We start from the raw sequence: 17,249 nt of genomic DNA on the forward strand, positions 1-17,249 counted from the left end.
CAAAAAAATCATCTCCTAAAAATAGGGATTCCCGCACGGAACAGACCAGAAAGGCCGGTGGGGAGCCCTGAAATTTTATGGATTGCGTTATACCATTACATCAATTTGCGGAACAAAACGGTAAAGTCCTCCACCCCCGCTTCCCTGGGGTTGCCCGGGGCGCAGGCGTCGGCTGCGGCGGACTGGGCCAGAAACTGTAGATCTTCTTCCTTCAAAGCTTCCAGCTTGGTGGGAATGCCAACATCCACGCTAAGCTTCCGCACCGCGTCAATAGCAGCCTGGCGATAAGCGGCCTGGTCCATGCCAGTGGTGTCCACCCCCATGGCCTGGGCCACGTCCCGCAGTTTTTCGCCAGTATATGCCTGATTATACTCCATGACAATGGGCAGGCACATGGCGCAGGCCACACCGTGGGGAGTATCGTACACAGCGCCCAGAGTATGGGCCATAGAGTGGGCAATGCCCAGGCCCACGTTGGAGAAAGCCATGCCAGTGACATACTGGGCCAAGGCCATGCCCTCCCGGCCGTGGGGCTCGTTATTTACAGCGGCCCGCAGATTTTTGGAGATCAGCTTAATGGCTTCCAAGTCCAAGCAATCGGCCAGCTCCCAGGCTGCGCGGGTGGTGTAGCCTTCAATGGCGTGGGTCAGGGCGTCCATACCTGTGGCGGCGGTAAGGCTCTTGGGCATGGTAGACATCATGTCTGGGTCCACCACGGCAATGTTCGGGATGTCGTTCACGTCCACGCACACGAACTTGCGCTTCTTCTCCACGTCGGTGATCACATAGTTGATAGTTGCCTCGGCGGCGGTACCTGCGGTGGTGGGCACAGCAATGGTAAACACCGTGGGGTTCTTGGTGGGAGCTACACCCTCTAGAGAGCGTACGTCGGCGAATTCCGGGTTATTGATAATAATTCCAATGGCCTTGCCAGTATCCATGGAGGAACCGCCTCCAATGGCAATCATGTAGTCGGCCCCGGACTTTTTATAGGCCTCCACGCCGGACTGAACATTCTCAATGGTGGGGTTGGGCTTGATGTCAGAGTAAACCTCATAGGCCATGCCTTTCTGGTCCAGCAGGTCGGTAACCTTTTTAGTAACCCCAAATTTCAGCAGATCGGGGTCGGTGGCAATGAAGGCCTTCTGAAATCCCTTTGCCTGGACGATGCCGGGAATCTCTTGGATAGCGCCCTTGCCGTGATACGAAATGCCGTTGAGCACGAAACGATTGACAGCCATACTGTATTGCCTCCTGAATAAAATGTTTTGGATGCCATTCGCTTTATTATATTACATTTTGCCAAAGATTGCAAGGGCGAACTGGGAGAAGAGACTGGCCAAAGCAGGCTGTTCCCTTGGAAAAACCCCTTGGCAAAGCCCTGCCTTTGGTGTTATAATAATCGAGTCCGCCTGTTCCGGCGGCGGAAACCCATCCTAATAGCAAATGAGGTAATTTATATGGACCATATCATTGAAAATCTTTCTCAAGAGCTTCATGTTCGTCCAGAACACGCCCAGGCTGTGGTGGCCCTTTTAGACGAGGGCAATACCGTGCCTTTTATTGCCCGCTACCGTAAAGAGCAGCACGGCACCATGGACGACCAGACCATTCGCACGCTGGCCGACCGGCTGCAATATCTGCGGGGCCTGGACCAGCGCAAGGCCGAAGTCATTGCCGCAGTGGCCGCCCAGGAAAAGCTGACCCCAGAGCTGGAGGCTGCTGTGAACGCCGCCGCCACCCTTACCGAGGTGGAGGACTTGTACCGCCCCTACCGGCCCAAGCGCAAGACCCGGGCCAGCGTGGCCCGAGACCGGGGCCTGGAGCCCCTGGCCCAGGCGGTATGGACCGGCAAAGACCCCGAGGGCAGGGCCCTGACCCTGGCCGGCCTGGAGGCGATGGCCAAAACCTTTGTGGACGAGGAAAAAGGTGTGGCCACCCTGGAGGAGGCCCTGCAGGGAGCCGGAGACATTATCGCCGAGGATTTTTCCGATGACGCGGCCCGCCGCAAGGTTCTGCGGGAGAATATCAATCGCAAAGGAGACTTGCGCTGTGCCGCCAATACAGAGGAGGACACGGTCTATAGCACTTATTATGATTTTCAGTCGCCTCTGCGCCGGCTGCAAGGCCACCAAATTCTGGCCATGGACCGGGGTGAACGGGAGGGCGCCCTGAAGGTCTCGGTGCTGCCCGGAGACTTTGGCCCAGTGGGTATGATCTTGCAGGGCGTGGCCCTTGGACATCCCTTCTTTAGCCGCCTACAGGACATTGCTCAGGACGCCTGGGATCGGCTGATTTTCCCCTCCCTAGAGCGGGAGGTGCGCAAGGCCCTGACAGAACAGGCCGCAGAACAGGCCATCTCTACTTTCGCCCTCAACCTTCGCCCCCTGCTGATGCAGCCCCCGGTAAAGGGCAAGGTCACCCTGGGCTTTGACCCGGCCTATCGCACCGGCTGTAAGCTGGCGGTGGTGGACGAGACCGGCAAGGTGCTGGAAACCGCCGTGATCTACCCCACCAAGCCCCATAACAAGACCGAAGAGGCCAAAAAGGTGCTGCGCCGCCTTTGCGAGCGCCATGGGGTCAGCTGCATTGCCATCGGAAACGGTACTGCCAGCCGGGAGTCGGAAATTTTTGTCAGCGAGTTTATCAAAGAGTATCCTGGCCAGGTTTCTTATATGGTGGTCAGCGAGGCCGGGGCTTCGGTGTACTCCGCCTCTAAGCTGGGGGCAGAGGAGTTCCCGGACTTTGATGTCAGCCTGCGCTCGGCGGTATCCATTGCCCGGCGGCTGCAAGACCCCCTGGCCGAGCTGGTGAAGATTGACCCCAAGGCCATCGGCGTGGGGCAGTACCAGCACGACATGCCCCAGGCCCGGCTGGGAGAGGCTTTGGACGGGGTGGTGGAGGACTGCGTGAATGCCGTGGGCGTGGACGTAAACACAGCCTCCCCGGCCCTGCTGCGGCGGGTGGCGGGGATTACCCCCACTGTGGCCAAGAACGTGGCCGCCTACCGGGAGGAAAACGGCGGCTTCCGCACCCGGAAGGAGCTATTGAAGGTGCCTAAACTGGGTCCCAAGGCCTTTCAGCAGTGCGCGGGTTTTTTGCGGGTGCCCGAGAGTGAGAGCGTGCTGGACAACACCGCTGTGCACCCAGAGTCCTATCAAGCGGCGGAAAAGCTGCTGGCGCTGTGCGGCTATACGCTAAAGGACGTGGGGGGCCTGGGCGAACTGGGCACCCGGCTGGAAAAGCTGGGGGCAGCTAAAGCCGCCGAGGCCTGCGGGGTAGGCGTGCCCACCCTGCGAGACATTTCCGCCGAGCTGCAAAAGCCCGGCCGGGACCCTCGGGACGAGCTGCCCCCGCCGCTGCTGCGCACAGACGTAATGGACATCAGCGACCTGGCTCCAGGCATGAAGCTAAGCGGGGTGGTGCGCAACGTGGTGGACTTCGGCGCATTTGTGGACATTGGTGTACACCAAGACGGCCTGGTACATGTATCCCAGCTGGCGGACCGGTTTGTGAAAAATCCCAGCCAAGTGGTCACTGTAGGAGACGTGGTGGAGGTGACAGTGCTGGAGGTAAACCAGGCGAAAAAGCGCATTGCCCTGACCATGAAAAAACAGGGGTAAAAACTTTTTTAGACCACTCCGCATGTGGTTTTATAAAAAGGTCTTGTATACATTCCCAGCGCCCGCTTTTTCTATTGAAAATATTTCGGAACTCGTGTATAATACCTATAGATCTTTTCTGTGTCTTTTTGAGCATAATTTATAGAAAGGAAAGGCGGAAAACGGATGGAACACAAAACGTTTGACCTAAAGGCCTATGCGGCCAAAGCGCGGGAGACTGTGGCCGAGGGCGCGGTGCTTTTGCGCAACGAAAACCGCACATTGCCCTTTGACAAGGGGGAAAAGCTGGCGGTTTTTGGCCGCAGCCAGTTTAACTACTATAAGAGCGGCACAGGCTCTGGCGGTCTGGTGAATACCGCCCCAGTGCCCACCATTACCCAGGCTTTGGAAAAAAGCGGCCGGGTCCAGGTGGACCAGGCGCTGAAGGGGGTCTATGAGGAGTGGCTGAAGGATCATCCCTTCGACGTGGGCGTGGGCTGGGCTGCCGAGCCCTGGTACCAGGAGGAGATGCCTTTGGACCCGGCCCTGGTGGAGAAAGCCAGCAAGCAGAACGACGCGGCCCTGGTGATTCTGGGCCGTACCGCCGGGGAGGATAAGGACAACTCCGCTGCCGAAGGAAGCTACCTGTTGGCCCAGGCCGAGCAAGACGTGTTAAAGGCTGTCTGCGCTGCTTTCTCTCGGGTGGCCGTGGTGCTGAACACCGGCAGCATTCTAGACATGAAATGGGTGGAGGAGTATAAGCCCGGCGCTGTGATGTACGTGTGGCAGGGGGGACAGGTGGGCGGCCTGGGTACCGCCGACGTGCTGACTGGCGCGGCCCAGCCCTCTGGGCGGCTTTCGGACACCATTGCCTATGACATCAGCGACTACCCTGCCGCTGGAAACTACGGCAGCGAAACCCGCAATATTTACGCCGAGGACATCTATGTGGGCTACCGGTACTTCGAGACCTTTGCCCCTGACAAGGTGCTGTACCCCTTTGGCTTTGGTCTGGGCTACACGGAGTTTGAGGTAAAGGCTGTCTCCATGGGAATCGACGGGACCAACGTGCACTTTGAGGCAGAGGTAAAGAACACAGGCGCTGCTCCTGGCAAGCAGGTGGTGCAGGTCTACTGCGGGGCCCCTCAGGGCCAGCTGGGCAAGCCCGCCCGGGTGCTGTGTGCTTTTGGCAAAACCCGGCTGCTCCAGCCTGGAGAGAGTGAGGTTCTCTCTCTGGAATGCCCGGTAAACAGCCTAGCCTCCTATGACGACTGCGGCGCTACAGGCCACAAGTCCGCCTGGGTGCTGGAGGCCGGCGAGTACGCTTTCTATGTGGGCACGGATGTGCGGCGGGCCAAGCTGGCGGGCTCTGTCACCCTGGAAGAGACCGTGGTGGAGCAGCTGGAAGAGGCCTGCGCTCCTGTAACAGCCTTTGACCGTCTGCGCCCCGGCCCGGCGGCGGAAGGCATCTTCGCCAAAGAATATGAGCCGGTCCCTCTGCGTACGGTGGCCCCCATGGACCGCAGGGCCCAGCGCATGGCCCCAGAGCTGCCCCAGACCGGCGACAAGGGCTGGAAGCTGTGGGACGTGGCCGACGGAAAGGTGAGCCTGGACGACTTTGTAGCCCAGCTTAGCGAGGAAGAGCTATGCTGTATGGTTCGGGGCGAGGGCATGTGCTCTCCCAAGGTGACCCCTGGTACCGCTGGAGCCTTTGGCGGGGTGACCCAGTCTCTGCTAGATAAGGGCATTCCCACAGGCTGCTGCGCCGACGGCCCCAGCGGCATCCGCATGGATTGCGGCACCATGGCTTTCTCCATGCCTAACGGCACCTGCCAGGCCTGCTCGTTCAACCTGCCCCTGGTGGAGGAGCTCTACGAATATGAGGGCATGGAGCTGCGGAAGAACCGGGTAGACACCCTGTTGGGCCCTGGCATCAACCTGCACCGCCACCCCCTGAACGGCCGGAACTTTGAATATTTCTCCGAGGACCCCCTGCTCACTGGTAAAATGGCCGCCGCCCAGCTGGCCGCCATGCAGAAGTACGGGGTCACGGGCACCATCAAGCATTTTGCCTGTAATAGCCAGGAGTTCAAGCGTAATGACGTAGAGGCCGTGGTTTCCGAGCGGGCCCTGCGGGAACTGTATCTTAAATGCTTCGAAATTCCCGTAAAAGAGGCGGGGGCCTATTCTATTATGACGAGCTACAACCCCATCAATGGCTTCTGGTCTGCCAGCAACTACGACCTGCTGACCACCATCCTTCATAGCCAGTGGGGCTATAAAGGCCAGGTAATGACCGACTGGTGGGCCAAGTCCAACGACGAGGGCCAGCCCGGCGACCGGACCAATACCGCGGCTATGGTCCGGGGCCAGAACGACCTATTCATGGTGAATACCGACGCGGGGGCCAACTCTGGCCACGACAATTCCGCCGAGGGCCTGACCGCCGGTACGGTTACCCGGGGGGACTTCCAGCGCTGCGCCAAGAATATTTGCGGCTTTCTGCTGCGTTCTCCGGCCCTTTTGCGGCTGCGGGGCCAAGAGACCCAGCTGGACAAGGAACTGGGCGAAGCGCCCTCCTTTGACGATGCCAGCGCCGGGGAAATGCACTATGCGCGGGCCGGGGAGGATAACTGTGTGACCCTGGACACATCCCTTATTGGTCTGGAAAAGGGAAGTAATACCCGGTTCGCGGTGACGGTGAAGGAACAGGGCATGTATAATATGAAACTGGTGCTGAAGAGCACAGACAGCAACGACGTGTCGCAGCTGCCTATTTCCGTATTCCAGGACCGGAACCTGCTGGGGACTGTGACCCTGACCGGCGCGCAGCGGGAGTGGGAGACGATAGAACTGAATGTAGCGGCTTTCTCCGGCAACTTCTACCTGCGGTTCTTCGCGGCCCAGACTGGTCTGGCCATTCAGTCCTGCACCCTGGAACTGACCGAGACCCTGGAGCAGTTCCGTAAGCGGATGGAGAAGTAAGTGCTCGCTTTTCTTCTACCCGGTTTGGGCTTTGGGGACTACAATTAGGCAGGAGCTTGACCTTTTGGTCAAAGGCGGACAAAAGGGAGAGGCTCTGTCCCTCCCTTTTAAATCCTCTCCCCACTAAGGGGGACCGTGTCCCTTGTAGAATCTCCCCTTGACTTAGACCCCGCTTCCTATGTTAGGATGATACAGAGAACGTATTGAAAAACAAAGGAGGAGTCCACCATGAAAACCGTCGCCCTGGGCCGCACCGGCCTGGTGGCTAACAAAAACGGCTTTGGGGCCTTGCCCATCCAGCGGGTCAGCGCCGAATACGCCGGTCAGCTGCTGCGCAAAGCCTATGAGGCCGGCGTCAACTTTTTCGATACGGCCCGTTCCTATACCGACAGCGAGGAAAAGATGGGCCTGGCCCTGGCGGACGTGCGAGAGCAGATCATAATAGCCACTAAAACACCTTCCACCACGGTGGAGGGCTTCTGGAAGGACCTAGAGACCAGTCTCTCGCTGCTAAAAACCGACCATGTTGACATCTACCAGTTTCATAACCCCGCCTTTTGCCCCAAGCCCGGGGATGGCACCGGGCTGTACGAGGCCATGGAAGAAGCCAAGGCCCAGGGGAAGATCCGCTTTATCGGCATTACCAACCACCGGCTGGCCGTGGCCGAAGAGGCAGTGCGCAGCGGGCTGTATGACACCCTGCAATTCCCCTTCTGTTATTTGGCCACCGAGAAGGACCTGGACCTGGTGGAGCTGTGCAAAAAGCAGAACATGGGCTTTATTAGCATGAAAGGACTCTCCGGAGGGCTGATTACCAACTCGGCGGCAGCCTATGCCTGGCAGGCCCAGTTCGACCATGTGCTGCCCATTTGGGGCGTGCAGCGGGAGGCAGAGCTGGACGAGTTTCTCAGTTACATAGACGACCCGCCCAGCATGGAGGACCCTGCCATTCAGGCGGTGATTGAGAGGGACCGGACCGAGTTGATTGGAAACTTCTGCCGTTCCTGTGGCTATTGTCTGCCCTGTCCGGCCAATATCAACATTCCCCAGTGTGCCCGGATGAGCCAGCTTATCCGCCGCAGCCCTTCGGCGGGTTGGCTGACCCCAGAAGCCCAGGAGATGATGCTGAACATTGAGAACTGCAAGGACTGCGGCCACTGCAAGAGCAAATGTCCCTATGAGCTGGACACCCCCACGCTGCTGAAGCGGAACCTGGCGGACTACAAGGAAATTTTGGCGGGCAAGGTGCCGCTGTAGGGCTTTGGCCGGCGTTCCTTCTTTTCCTTGCGCTGCGCCCCGCCTTTAAGGTCAATGTCATGGGCAATGATGCCTCGGCCGGCTCGAGGACGCTCCGCGCCCAAAACCCTGCCAGGGCTTCTCGTCTTGGATCCCGGAAGGGGCCCGCCCCTTCACCGCGCAATGATGCCCCTCTCCGGCTGATTTGTAAAGAGAACAGCGGTGCTTTTACAGCACCGCTGTTCTCTTTTAGCACATATATCCGCCCAGCATGGGGGCCGAGGCGTTTTTGGTATACAGACCCAGCACGCCGGTCTTGTACCGGGGCTGGGGGGGCTGCCATCGGGTTCTGCGCTCCGCCAGCCCGGCAGCAATTTCCTCCTCGGTCATCTCCCGCCCCTTCAGGCCGCACAGGCGCAGTACTCGCCGGGAAATGTCCAGCTCGATCAGGTCTCCCTCTTCCACCAGGGCAATGGGCCCACCCTGGGCCGCCTCGGGGGAGAGGTGACCAATAGCGGGCCCTTTGCTGGCCCCAGAAAAGCGCCCGTCCGTGATCAGGGCGATGGACGCGGCCAGTTCCGGGTCCGAGGCGATGGCCTCGGTGGTGTAGAACATTTCTGGCATGCCGCTGCCCCTGGGGCCCTCGTAGCGGATGATCACCCCGTCTCCAGGCAGGATCTTTTTGTGAAGAATGGCGGCGATGGCCTCCTCTTCGCTGTCAAAGGGGCGGGCCCGCAGCACGGCCCGGTGCATTTCTTTGGGCACCGCGCTGTGCTTGACCACCGCGCCCTGGGGGGCCAGGTTGCCTTTTAGCACCGCTACGGCGCCGTTGCTGCCTATGGGCGTGTCGAAGTCTCGGATAATGTCCGTGCGGCCCAGCCCGCCGGTTAAGGCCGCCACATGGGCCTCGTGCTCCTCAAAATAGCCGCAGCGGTGCAGGTCCTCCAAATTCTCCCCCAGGGTTTTGCCGGTAACGGTCATCACGTCCAGGTGGAGCATGGATTTGATTTCCTCCATCACCCGGGGCACGCCTCCAGCGTAGCTAAAGTACTCGGCAGGCCAGCGTCCAGCCGGGCGGATGTCCAGGAGATAGTGGGCCCCCCGGTGTAGCTGGTCAAAGTCCTGGCCAGTCAGCTCTACCCCAAACTCCCGGGCAATGGCGGGCAGGTGTAAAAGGGTGTTAGTAGAGCCAGAAATGGCCGCGTGGACCATTACCGCGTTTTCAAAGCTTTGGCGGGTTACCATTTTCCGGGGAGCCAGGCCCTCCTGGGCCAGCCGCGCCGCCCGTTGCCCAGAAGCCCGGGCCAGCTCTTCCAGTTCTCTGCGGCCCGCTGGCAGCAGGGCCGCGCCAGGCAGGGTGAGGCCCAGGGCCTCGGCCATAATCTGCATGGTGCAGGCCGTACCCATAAAGGAACAGGCCCCGCAGCCCGGGCAGGCGTGCCGCTTATAAAAGGTAAACTGCTCCTCGCTGATCTCTCCCCGCTGGAACATGGCGCTGTACATGCCAATCTGTTCCAGGGTTAGGCGGTCAGGTCCGGCGGGCATTACCCCGCCAGGAACCAGAATAGAGGGGATATTCACTCTGCCAATGGCCATAAGCTGGGCGGGTACAGATTTGTCGCAGGAGGAGAAAAAGATCCCGGCGTCAAAGGTGGTGGCCTTAGCGTGGATTTCAATAAGATTTGCAATGGTGTCTCGAGAGGCCATGGAGTAATTAATCCCATCGTGGCCCTGGGCCATGCCATCGCAGATGTCCGTGGCAAAATATAGTGCGGGGCGGCTGCCGCCCTTTTGAATCTCGGCGGCGGCGGTCTGGGCCATTTCCAGCAGGTGGGCGCTGCCAGGGTGGCTTTGACCATAGGTGCTTTCCACTAAAACCTGGGGCCGGTCTAGGTCCTCTGGAGACCAGCCCATACCCAGGCGCAGGGGGTCCATCTCTGGGGCGATTTTGCGGACTTCTTGACTTTTCAGCATGGAGAAAGAACCCTTTCTATAGATAAGATAATCTGGTCTTTCCCTTACTAGGCCGTGTTTGAAAATAGAGGAAAAGACGGCGCTTTTGATGCTTCATACAGGGCCTAAGCCCAGCGGACGCAGAAAAAGACGCAAAGCGCTGCGGGGTCAGGCAGAGCTCCTAGCGAATTTTTTAGGGGCAGGGCCCTGATTACGGCATGCTTCCACTGGGCAAGGGGAACACCTTTATATTATATATGAATTTATTCTTACTGGCAATAGGGATTCAATTGACTTTTTACGTTCCGGCAATTATACTATGTGGTATAGTAAGCGTAAAAGATCAACAAGGAGATGCCTTTTATGAAAACCATAGAGATAGCCGGGCTAAGCTTTGGCCAAGGCCCGCCCCAAATATGCCTGCCCCTTACCGCCCAGGACTTGCCCAGCCTGTTAGCCCAGATGACCACCGCCCAGGACTTGCCCGCAGGCTTGTACGAGTGGCGGGCGGATCTGTTTAGGGGGCCTCTTACGGTGGCGCTGGAGGAGCTCTGTCAAAAAGCGGATAAGCCGCTGCTCTGCACCCTGCGCACCCGGGGCCAGGGGGGCCAGGGGACGGCCTCTCCAGAAGAATATGAAGAGATTCTGCTGGAAATGATGGAGACGGGGGGCTTCTCTCTGCTGGATGTGGAGCTGGCCCAGGGGCAGGACAGGGCTTTACGGCTGATACGGGCAGCGCACCGTTGGGGCCTGGGGGTAATCTGTTCCCACCATGACTTTCAAAAGACGCCCACCCAGGGCCGCATGGTGGCCATTTTAGAGCAAATGAAAGCTTTGGGGGCCGACCTGCCCAAGCTGGCGGTCATGCCCAACAGCCCCCGGGACGTGCTGCGGCTGATGGATGCCACTCTGCTGGCCTATGAGCGGCTGGGGCCAGTGGTGACCATGAGCATGGGGCCTTTGGGTCAGCTTAGCCGGGTGGCGGGGGGGCTTATTGGCAGCTGCATGACCTTTGGCGCGGGGACAGAGGCCTCGGCGCCAGGGCAGCTGCCGGCTGAAAAGCTTTGTGAGATATTACAGGCACTTGACCAATGAGAAAGAGGGCGCACTGATGAAAAATGATATAGATTCTATTTTAGACTCCATGTTTCGGGATGGCCGGATGAATTTCCGCTCAAGCGGGGCGGGCAAGCCCCCAAAGGCCGCCAAAGTGGCCCAGCCGGAGCCAGAGGACTATTTGCAGGAGAGCCTGCGGCGGATGCGGCGGGAGAGCCAGGAATTGGACGCGGCCATAGGCCGAAGCGCCCAGGCCGGAAAAATGATACAAGAGGCGGAACAGGCCCAGCAGGGGCTTAGCGAGTCCTTGCAGGAAAGCATTGAGCGCATGACCCGGGAGGCCCAGGCGGACATGGAGGACCTGCGCCAGCACCTGGAAATGGATGGGGTGAAGGAGGAGCGGGCCGACAACGGCGGCGGGGCTCTTGACCTGGAAAAGGCTTTTCAGAATGCCCGGGAGGAAGCCCTGGCCCAGGTCTTTGGCCAGGAGGAGTTTGTAGAGAGCCTTACCCTGGCCTTTAAGCGGCCCTTTGTGGCAGGCAGCGCCGGGGACATCCCCCTGTGCCGGGCGGCGCTGCTGGGCAGGCCGGGAACTGGGCGGCACAGTGGAGTAAAAGCCCTTACAGCCTCCTTGGGGCGGCAGGGGGTGCTGAAAAGCCCAAAGACCGCGTCCCTAGATTTGGGCGCATACGCCGCGCCAGGCTCGGAAAAACTATTTGTACAGGACCTGTACGCGGCCTTAAAGGGCGGAGCCTCCGCGCTGTTCTTTGAAAACTATGGCCAGTGCCACCCCTCGGTGCTGCCTATGGCGGCAGCTCTGTTCACCACGGGCAGCGTGCCCCTGCCTGGCCGCTATGCCGAGCAAAAAGGCCTTTTGGTGGATGTGGGCAGTGCCCTGGCCCCAGGGGCGGTGTCCAAGCTTTCGGCAGGGGGCAAGTACCTGTTCCTGCTGGCTGGGCCAGAGCTCTCCCGGCTCACCGGGGCCTTTGGCGGGGCGTTCATAGCCGCTTTGGACGATGTGCTGTTTACCAGGGCCTTTACCCAGGAAAGCCTTGAACAGATTGCCCAGGCCAGCCTGGGCGCTCTGAGCCAGCGGGCGGAAAAGCAGCTGGGCTTTCTCCTGCGGTTTGGCACAGAGGAGGTAAAAGCCTTGTCGGCAAAATATACCAGGGAGCAGGGCGCGGCCGCGATAGAGGCCGGGGCCCAGGCCCTGTATAAAGCCATGAGTGAGGAAAAGCTGCGCAAATCTCTGCGCCCGCCGGTGCAGGCCTTCTTAAAGGCCCAAGAAGGCGGGCTGGCCGTGGAGTACAGCACAGGGGAGAGCGTTTCAGGTAGGATTGTGCCCCAAGAACCCGGCCGGGCTGCCAGCCAAGCCGAGCTGGCCGAGGTAAAGGCCCAGCTGGAGGATATTGTGGGCCTGCAAAAGGTAAAGGATTACATTCTCTCCCTGGAGGATACTTTCCAGATGCAGCAGCTGCGCCGCCGGCGTGGCCTAAAGGCCGAGCCGCCCTCAATGCACATGATTTTCACCGGCAACCCCGGTACGGGCAAGACCACTGTGGCCCGCATTGCGGCCCGGTATCTCAAAGCTATGGGAGCCCTTAGCGGGGGCCAGCTGGTAGAGGTGACCCGGGCGGACCTGGTAGGCCAGTATGTGGGACACACCGCGCCCCTGACCCAAAAGGCGATTCAGTCGGCCATGGGGGGCGTGCTGTTTATTGACGAGGCCTACGCCCTGTACCGGGGCCGGGACGACAGTTTTGGTCTAGAAGCCATTGACGCCCTGGTAAAGGGCATGGAGGACCACCGGGACCGGCTGGTGGTGATTTTGGCAGGGTATTCCCGGGAGATGGAGGAATTTCTTTCAGCCAATTCGGGCTTGCGCTCCCGGTTTCCCAACCTTATCGAATTCCCAGACTACACAGCGGAAGAGCTGGTGGAGATTACCGAGAGCATTGTAGAAGGGAAGGGCTACCGGCTGGACCCGGCCTGCCGGATGCCGCTTCTGAACTATTACCGGGAAAAGCAGCTGACCGGCGATTCCCGGGTAAACGGCAATGGCCGCATGGCCCGGAACAAGGTGGAGGCCGCGGTGATTGCCTGTTCCCGGCGAAATATGCGGGCCGAAGAGGCAGAGCGGGACCTAGAGCTGCTGCTGCCCGAGGACTTTGAGGTAGAATAACTAGGGCTGTGGGAGCCCGCCCTATACAGTTAACGTGTGTTCTTTCTAGTCTATAAAAACGGAGTGTATCTATGAAACCCTTTTTCTCAATCGTCCTATCTTTTATGCTGATTCTGTCCCTCTGCGCCTGTTCGGCTCCGGCTTTTTCCGCGCCAGAAAGCAGTGGGGCGGCGCCCTTTCAGCCGGACGAAAGTTCCTCTGGATCCCCTGCCGCTGAAACCGTTACTCTGACGGACAGCGGTGGAGAGAGTGTCCAGGTTCCCGAAAATCCCCGGGTAGTCAGCCTATACGGTTCCTACAGCGAGGCCTGGCTGCTGGCTGGGGGCAGTCTGGCGGGGGTTACCCAGGATGCTGTGGACGAACGGGGTCTGGACGTGGGCGGAGCACAGGTAGTGGGCACAGTAAAAGAGCCCAGTGCGGAGGCCATCATTGCGCTGGAACCGGACCTGGTAATTTTGTCCTCGGATATTGCCGCCCAACAGGACATGCTGGACGTGTTGGAAAACGCGGGGCTCGCCTGCCTTAGCTATCGTATGGATACCTTTGAGGACTACGCGTCTATGATGGAGCAGTTTTGCAGGGCCACCGGCCATCCGGAACTGCTGGAAGAAACCGTGGAGGTACCCAGAAGGCAGATTCAGCTGGCAAAAGAAAAGGCGCCCACAGATGGTGCAGGCCCCCGCGTGCTGCTGATGCGGGCTTTTTCCACGGGCATTAAGGCCAAGACTGACGACGAACTGGCCGGGGCCATTCTTCAGGACTTGGGCTGTGAGAACATTGCCGACGGCAGCCCAATGATGCTGGAGGACCTGAGCCTGGAAGAGGTCATTGCCGCCAACCCGGACTTTATCTTTGTCACCACCATGGGGAACGAGGAAAAGGCCCTTGGCTACCTGCAAAGCGCCATAGAGCAAAATCCCGCCTGGTCCGGCCTAACGGCGGTAAAAGAGGGGCGCTATGTGGTGCTGCCCAAGGACCTGTTCCACTATAAACCCAACCACCGCTGGGGGGAGAGCTATGAGTATTTGGGCAAGATCCTCTATCCAGAAGCTGGCTGGGACTAAGCTGCCTGCCAGGGCCAAGCTGGCCCTGCTGCTGGGCCTGGCGCTGGGGGCAGCGCTGCTGGGCCTGGGGGCCGGAGCCCAGCAGATTGACTTATGGACTGCCTTAAAGGAGCTGGCCACCCAGGGAGCGGAGTCTGCGGGCAGCCGTATTTTGTTATATGTGCGCCTGCCCCGGGTGTGCGCAGCGCTACTCTCGGGGGCGGCCCTGGCGGTAAGCGGTATGCTAATTCAAGCGGTGCTGGGCAATCCCTTGGCCTCACCCAATGTGATTGGGGTCAATGCGGGCGCGGGGTTTTTCACCTTTTTGGCCTTGGCGGTGCTGCCCGGGGTACCTGGCGCGGCGGCGGGCGGAGCTTTTTTTGGGGCGCTGCTGGCAACCCTGGTGGTGTACGCTGTGGCGGCCGGGGCCGGAGCGGGCAGGCTGACCATTATCCTGGCGGGGGTGGCGGTGAGCAGTATTTTCACCGCCGGGCTCAACGCGGTAAAAACTTTTTTTCCAGATACGGTCTATAACGGCAGTACCTTCCTCATCGGCGGTTTTGGGGGGGTGTCGTTGCAGAACCTGTCTCCAGCCTGGGCCATGATTTTAGGAGGGCTCTTGCTGGCCGAGCTGCTCTCGGGGCAGGTAGACGTGCTATGCCTGGGGGAAGAAACCGCCCGCAGCCTGGGGCTAAACGTAGCCCTTATCCGTTTTTTGTTAATTGTCACGGCATGTGTGCTGGCAGGCAGCGCGGTAAGTTTTTCGGGGCTATTAAGCTTTGTGGGCCTGCTGGCGCCCCACATGGTGCGGCGGCTTTTGGGAGAGGCGGCCACTGGCCACCGGGCGCTTCTTCCGGCGGCGGCGCTGCTGGGGGCCGGGTTTGTGGCCCTGTGCGATCTGCTAAGCCGGGTTCTTTTCGCGCCCTTTGAAATTCCTGTGGGGATTTTACTTAGCTTAGTAGGCGCCCCCTTTTTCCTGTTTCTCATTTTACGGCAGAGGGGGCGGGGCAGGTGATCCAGTTCCATCAGATCAGCGTGGGCTATGGATCTAGGGCAGTGGTAAAACAGGTCAGTTTTATCGCGCCCAGGGGCCAGATAACCTCCCTAATTGGCCCGAATGGTTGTGGAAAGACCACCCTGTTGAAAACCGCCTGCAACCTGCTAAGGCCCAGCGGGGGGCAAGTTTTGTTTATGGAGCGCCCCGTCAGCCAGCTGTCCCGTCGGGAGCTGGCACAGCTGGCAGCCCTGCTGCCCCAGACCCGGGAGATCCCAGCCATTACTGTGGAGCGGCTGGTGGCGCATGGCCGCTATCCACACCTAAGCTTTGGGCGGCAGCTTACCGCCCTGGACCGGGAGAAAATTGCCGGGGCCATGGAATGGACGGGAGTACAAGACCTGGCTCACCGAGAGCTGCAAACTCTTTCCGGCGGTGAGCGCCAGCGGGCCTATATTGCCCTGGCCCTGGCCCAGGACAGCGAAATCTTGCTGCTAGATGAACCCACCACCTACCTGGACATTGACCAAAAATACCAGGTGATGGACCTGGTAGCCCGGCTGCGGGACCGGGGAAAGACCGTGCTGATGGTCTTGCATGACCTGCCCTTGGCTTTTGCCTATAGCGACTATATCGCGGTGCTGGGAGAAGGAGAGCTGAAAGCCTTTGGCCCGGCGGAAGAGGTGTTTCAGGCCGGCGCGGCCCAGGCGGTCTTTCATGTCCAAGGAAAAAAGCTCCCGGTGGATGGCCGGGAGTACTATCTCTTTTACAATCAACGCGGGGAAGATTGATAAGGCAATACCGCACAATTCTAAGCACCATATTGCGCAGTCAGATTTTTCTTCAGAGTGTACAGATTGAGCGCCGTCCATCTCACCATTGACCAGCGAAAGCTGTGCACTATCACGGAAAATGTGCAAGCGAGACGGTGCTTAGAATTGTGCGGTGTTGCCATAAACCTTTTGTGCCTTGATTAGCCCCTGTTTGAAACATCGAAAACGCCATCTTATTGCCCAGAAGCGCCTCTTTCCGCGTCAAAAATCCTGGTGAATCGGGGAAGATTGCCTTGCGTGTTTTTTCTTGCAATGGACCCCTTCTGGACAAAAGTCCCTCATTTCCTCTGTTTTCAAACAAGTCCTAAATATACCTTTTTTCGGAGGGAACACAGGCAACAGATTTGGGAAAAGCTTGCAAGCGGGGCCGCTTGCAAACTTCTAGTACGGTATCGATTAATGGAGGCGGGGATAGGGAGCCTAGAAGATTGCTGTAAAGCGGCCGCTAGCTTTTTGCCACGTCTGTTACCCGCAGAATGCCGCCCTCCACCGTGAATTTCACTTCCACGCCTCCAAAGACCATACCATACACCCGCTGGGGGTCTTTGTGGTAATGGGGCCGGGGGTCCGCCGCTAGAACAGCTAGCAAGGCCTCCCGGCTTTCGGCAGGGACCCGGGTCAGCAGCTCCGGCGGGCACTCTACGGAAAGGGTCCGCCAGGGCGTCGCCTGGGCAAAGCCACCGGTGGCTTTCGGCTGGCAGTCCGCCTGGGGTAAGTAGGGTTTTATGTCGAAGATAGGCGTGCCATCCACCAGGTCGGCTCCCCGCACCAGCAGGCTGGGACCCTGGGGACCATCCAGTTCCACCTGCTCAAGGGCTACGCAGGAGAGCCCCAGGGGATTAGGGCGAAAGGGCGACCGGCTGGCGAATACGCCCACCCGCTGGTTGCCCCCCAGCCGGGGCGGGCGCACGGTGGGGGACCATTTGCCGGCTGGACACTGGGAGAACTGCCAGACCAGCCAGAGATGGGAAAAGCCCTCTAGCCCCCGAAAAGCCTCTCGCACCTGATAGGGGGGTTCAAACACGATTCGGGCCCGGAGGGCGTCGATGAGGCCGCTTTGCCTGGGTACGCCGAATTTTTCGGGAAACTGGCTTTGAATATGTGCAATGGGAAGTAGTTCCATATGCTCCTCCTAACAAAAACAGGCAGCCGTTGGGGGTTGCCTGTTTTTTGTGCTTGATGATTTGTCTAAGCTGAAAAAATCGGAAAACGAAACGCGAAACAGAGTGGGATTCTTAAGGGCATGCTATTACTCCTCCGCCGAAAGATAGGAAAGAAGCGGATGGAGGAAAAAACGAATAACCCGAGAGGGATTATGCTGGAGCCGACGCATAAATGAATGAATGTTATGAGAGATATCCTGCG

General features: G+C 59.2%; 12 protein-coding genes. 8 read left to right on the top strand and 4 right to left on the bottom strand.

The annotated features are described in order from the left end of the window. Positions 1 to 95: 95 nt before the first annotated feature. Positions 96 to 1,241 (bottom strand): lactaldehyde reductase, encoded by a 1,146-nt coding sequence (gene fucO, locus U8U68_RS12635; RefSeq protein WP_322201335.1) that lies wholly within the window; start codon positions 1,239 to 1,241, stop codon positions 96 to 98. 219 nt (positions 1,242 to 1,460) lie between these two features. On the opposite strand from fucO, the gene U8U68_RS12640 reads away from it, so the two are divergent. From U8U68_RS12640 to U8U68_RS12650, 3 genes are all read left to right on the top strand, one after another. Then, entirely contained in the window at positions 1,461 to 3,623 is a 2,163-nt protein-coding gene (locus U8U68_RS12640; RefSeq protein ID WP_322201337.1) for a Tex family protein, read from the top strand. Positions 3,624 to 3,788: 165 nt separating this feature from the next. Then, positions 3,789 to 6,587 (top strand): glycoside hydrolase family 3 protein, encoded by a 2,799-nt coding sequence (locus U8U68_RS12645; RefSeq protein ID WP_322201339.1) that lies wholly within the window; start codon positions 3,789 to 3,791, stop codon positions 6,585 to 6,587. Positions 6,588 to 6,815: 228 nt separating this feature from the next. Further along, positions 6,816 to 7,844 carry an aldo/keto reductase gene (locus U8U68_RS12650; protein WP_322201342.1) on the top strand — a complete coding sequence of 343 codons (1,029 nt, stop codon included), beginning with the start codon at positions 6,816 to 6,818 and terminating at the stop codon, positions 7,842 to 7,844. 228 nt (positions 7,845 to 8,072) lie between these two features. Here the strand turns inward: U8U68_RS12650 and ilvD are convergent, their stop codons facing one another. Continuing rightward, entirely contained in the window at positions 8,073 to 9,797 is a 1,725-nt protein-coding gene (gene ilvD, locus U8U68_RS12655; protein ID WP_437124431.1) for a dihydroxy-acid dehydratase, read from the bottom strand. 342 nt (positions 9,798 to 10,139) lie between these two features. Between ilvD and aroD the strand changes: the two genes are divergently transcribed. The 5 genes from aroD to U8U68_RS12680 all read left to right on the top strand — a co-directional run bounded on the left by aroD (position 10,140) and on the right by U8U68_RS12680 (position 15,842). Beyond that, positions 10,140 to 10,871: a type I 3-dehydroquinate dehydratase gene (aroD, locus tag U8U68_RS12660; protein ID WP_322201344.1), complete on the top strand. Its 732-nt coding sequence runs from the start codon at positions 10,140 to 10,142 to the stop codon at positions 10,869 to 10,871. 16 nt (positions 10,872 to 10,887) lie between these two features. Further along, positions 10,888 to 13,014, top strand: a complete 2,127-nt coding sequence (locus U8U68_RS12665; RefSeq protein ID WP_322201346.1) for an AAA family ATPase — start codon at positions 10,888 to 10,890, stop codon at positions 13,012 to 13,014. Between the two features lie 71 nt (positions 13,015 to 13,085). Next, a complete protein-coding gene (locus U8U68_RS12670) occupies positions 13,086 to 14,078 on the top strand; it encodes an ABC transporter substrate-binding protein (protein ID WP_322201348.1) in 993 nt (330 codons plus the stop codon). After that, positions 14,032 to 15,072, top strand: coding sequence for a FecCD family ABC transporter permease (locus U8U68_RS12675; protein ID WP_322201350.1), 1,041 nt, complete (start codon positions 14,032 to 14,034; stop codon positions 15,070 to 15,072). The genes U8U68_RS12670 and U8U68_RS12675 overlap by 47 nt, the downstream gene beginning before the upstream one ends. Next, positions 15,069 to 15,842, top strand: a complete 774-nt coding sequence (locus U8U68_RS12680; protein WP_322201352.1) for an ABC transporter ATP-binding protein — start codon at positions 15,069 to 15,071, stop codon at positions 15,840 to 15,842. Before U8U68_RS12675 ends, U8U68_RS12680 begins: the two co-directional genes overlap by 4 nt. Before the next feature lie 112 nt (positions 15,843 to 15,954). Here the strand turns inward: U8U68_RS12680 and U8U68_RS12685 are convergent, their stop codons facing one another. Both U8U68_RS12685 and tsaA read right to left on the bottom strand, forming a co-directional pair. Continuing rightward, positions 15,955 to 16,137, bottom strand: coding sequence for a hypothetical protein (locus U8U68_RS12685; RefSeq protein ID WP_322201353.1), 183 nt, complete (start codon positions 16,135 to 16,137; stop codon positions 15,955 to 15,957). A gap of 192 nt (positions 16,138 to 16,329) precedes the next feature. Then, on the bottom strand, positions 16,330 to 17,007 hold the full coding sequence (gene tsaA / locus U8U68_RS12690) for a tRNA (N6-threonylcarbamoyladenosine(37)-N6)-methyltransferase TrmO (RefSeq protein WP_322201355.1): 678 nt from the start codon (positions 17,005 to 17,007) through the stop codon (positions 16,330 to 16,332). Between the last annotated feature and the right edge of the window lie 242 nt (positions 17,008 to 17,249).

It is taken from the genome of Acutalibacter intestini (assembly GCF_034334985.1).
GTDB lineage: Bacteria > Bacillota > Clostridia > Oscillospirales > Acutalibacteraceae > Acutalibacter > Acutalibacter intestini.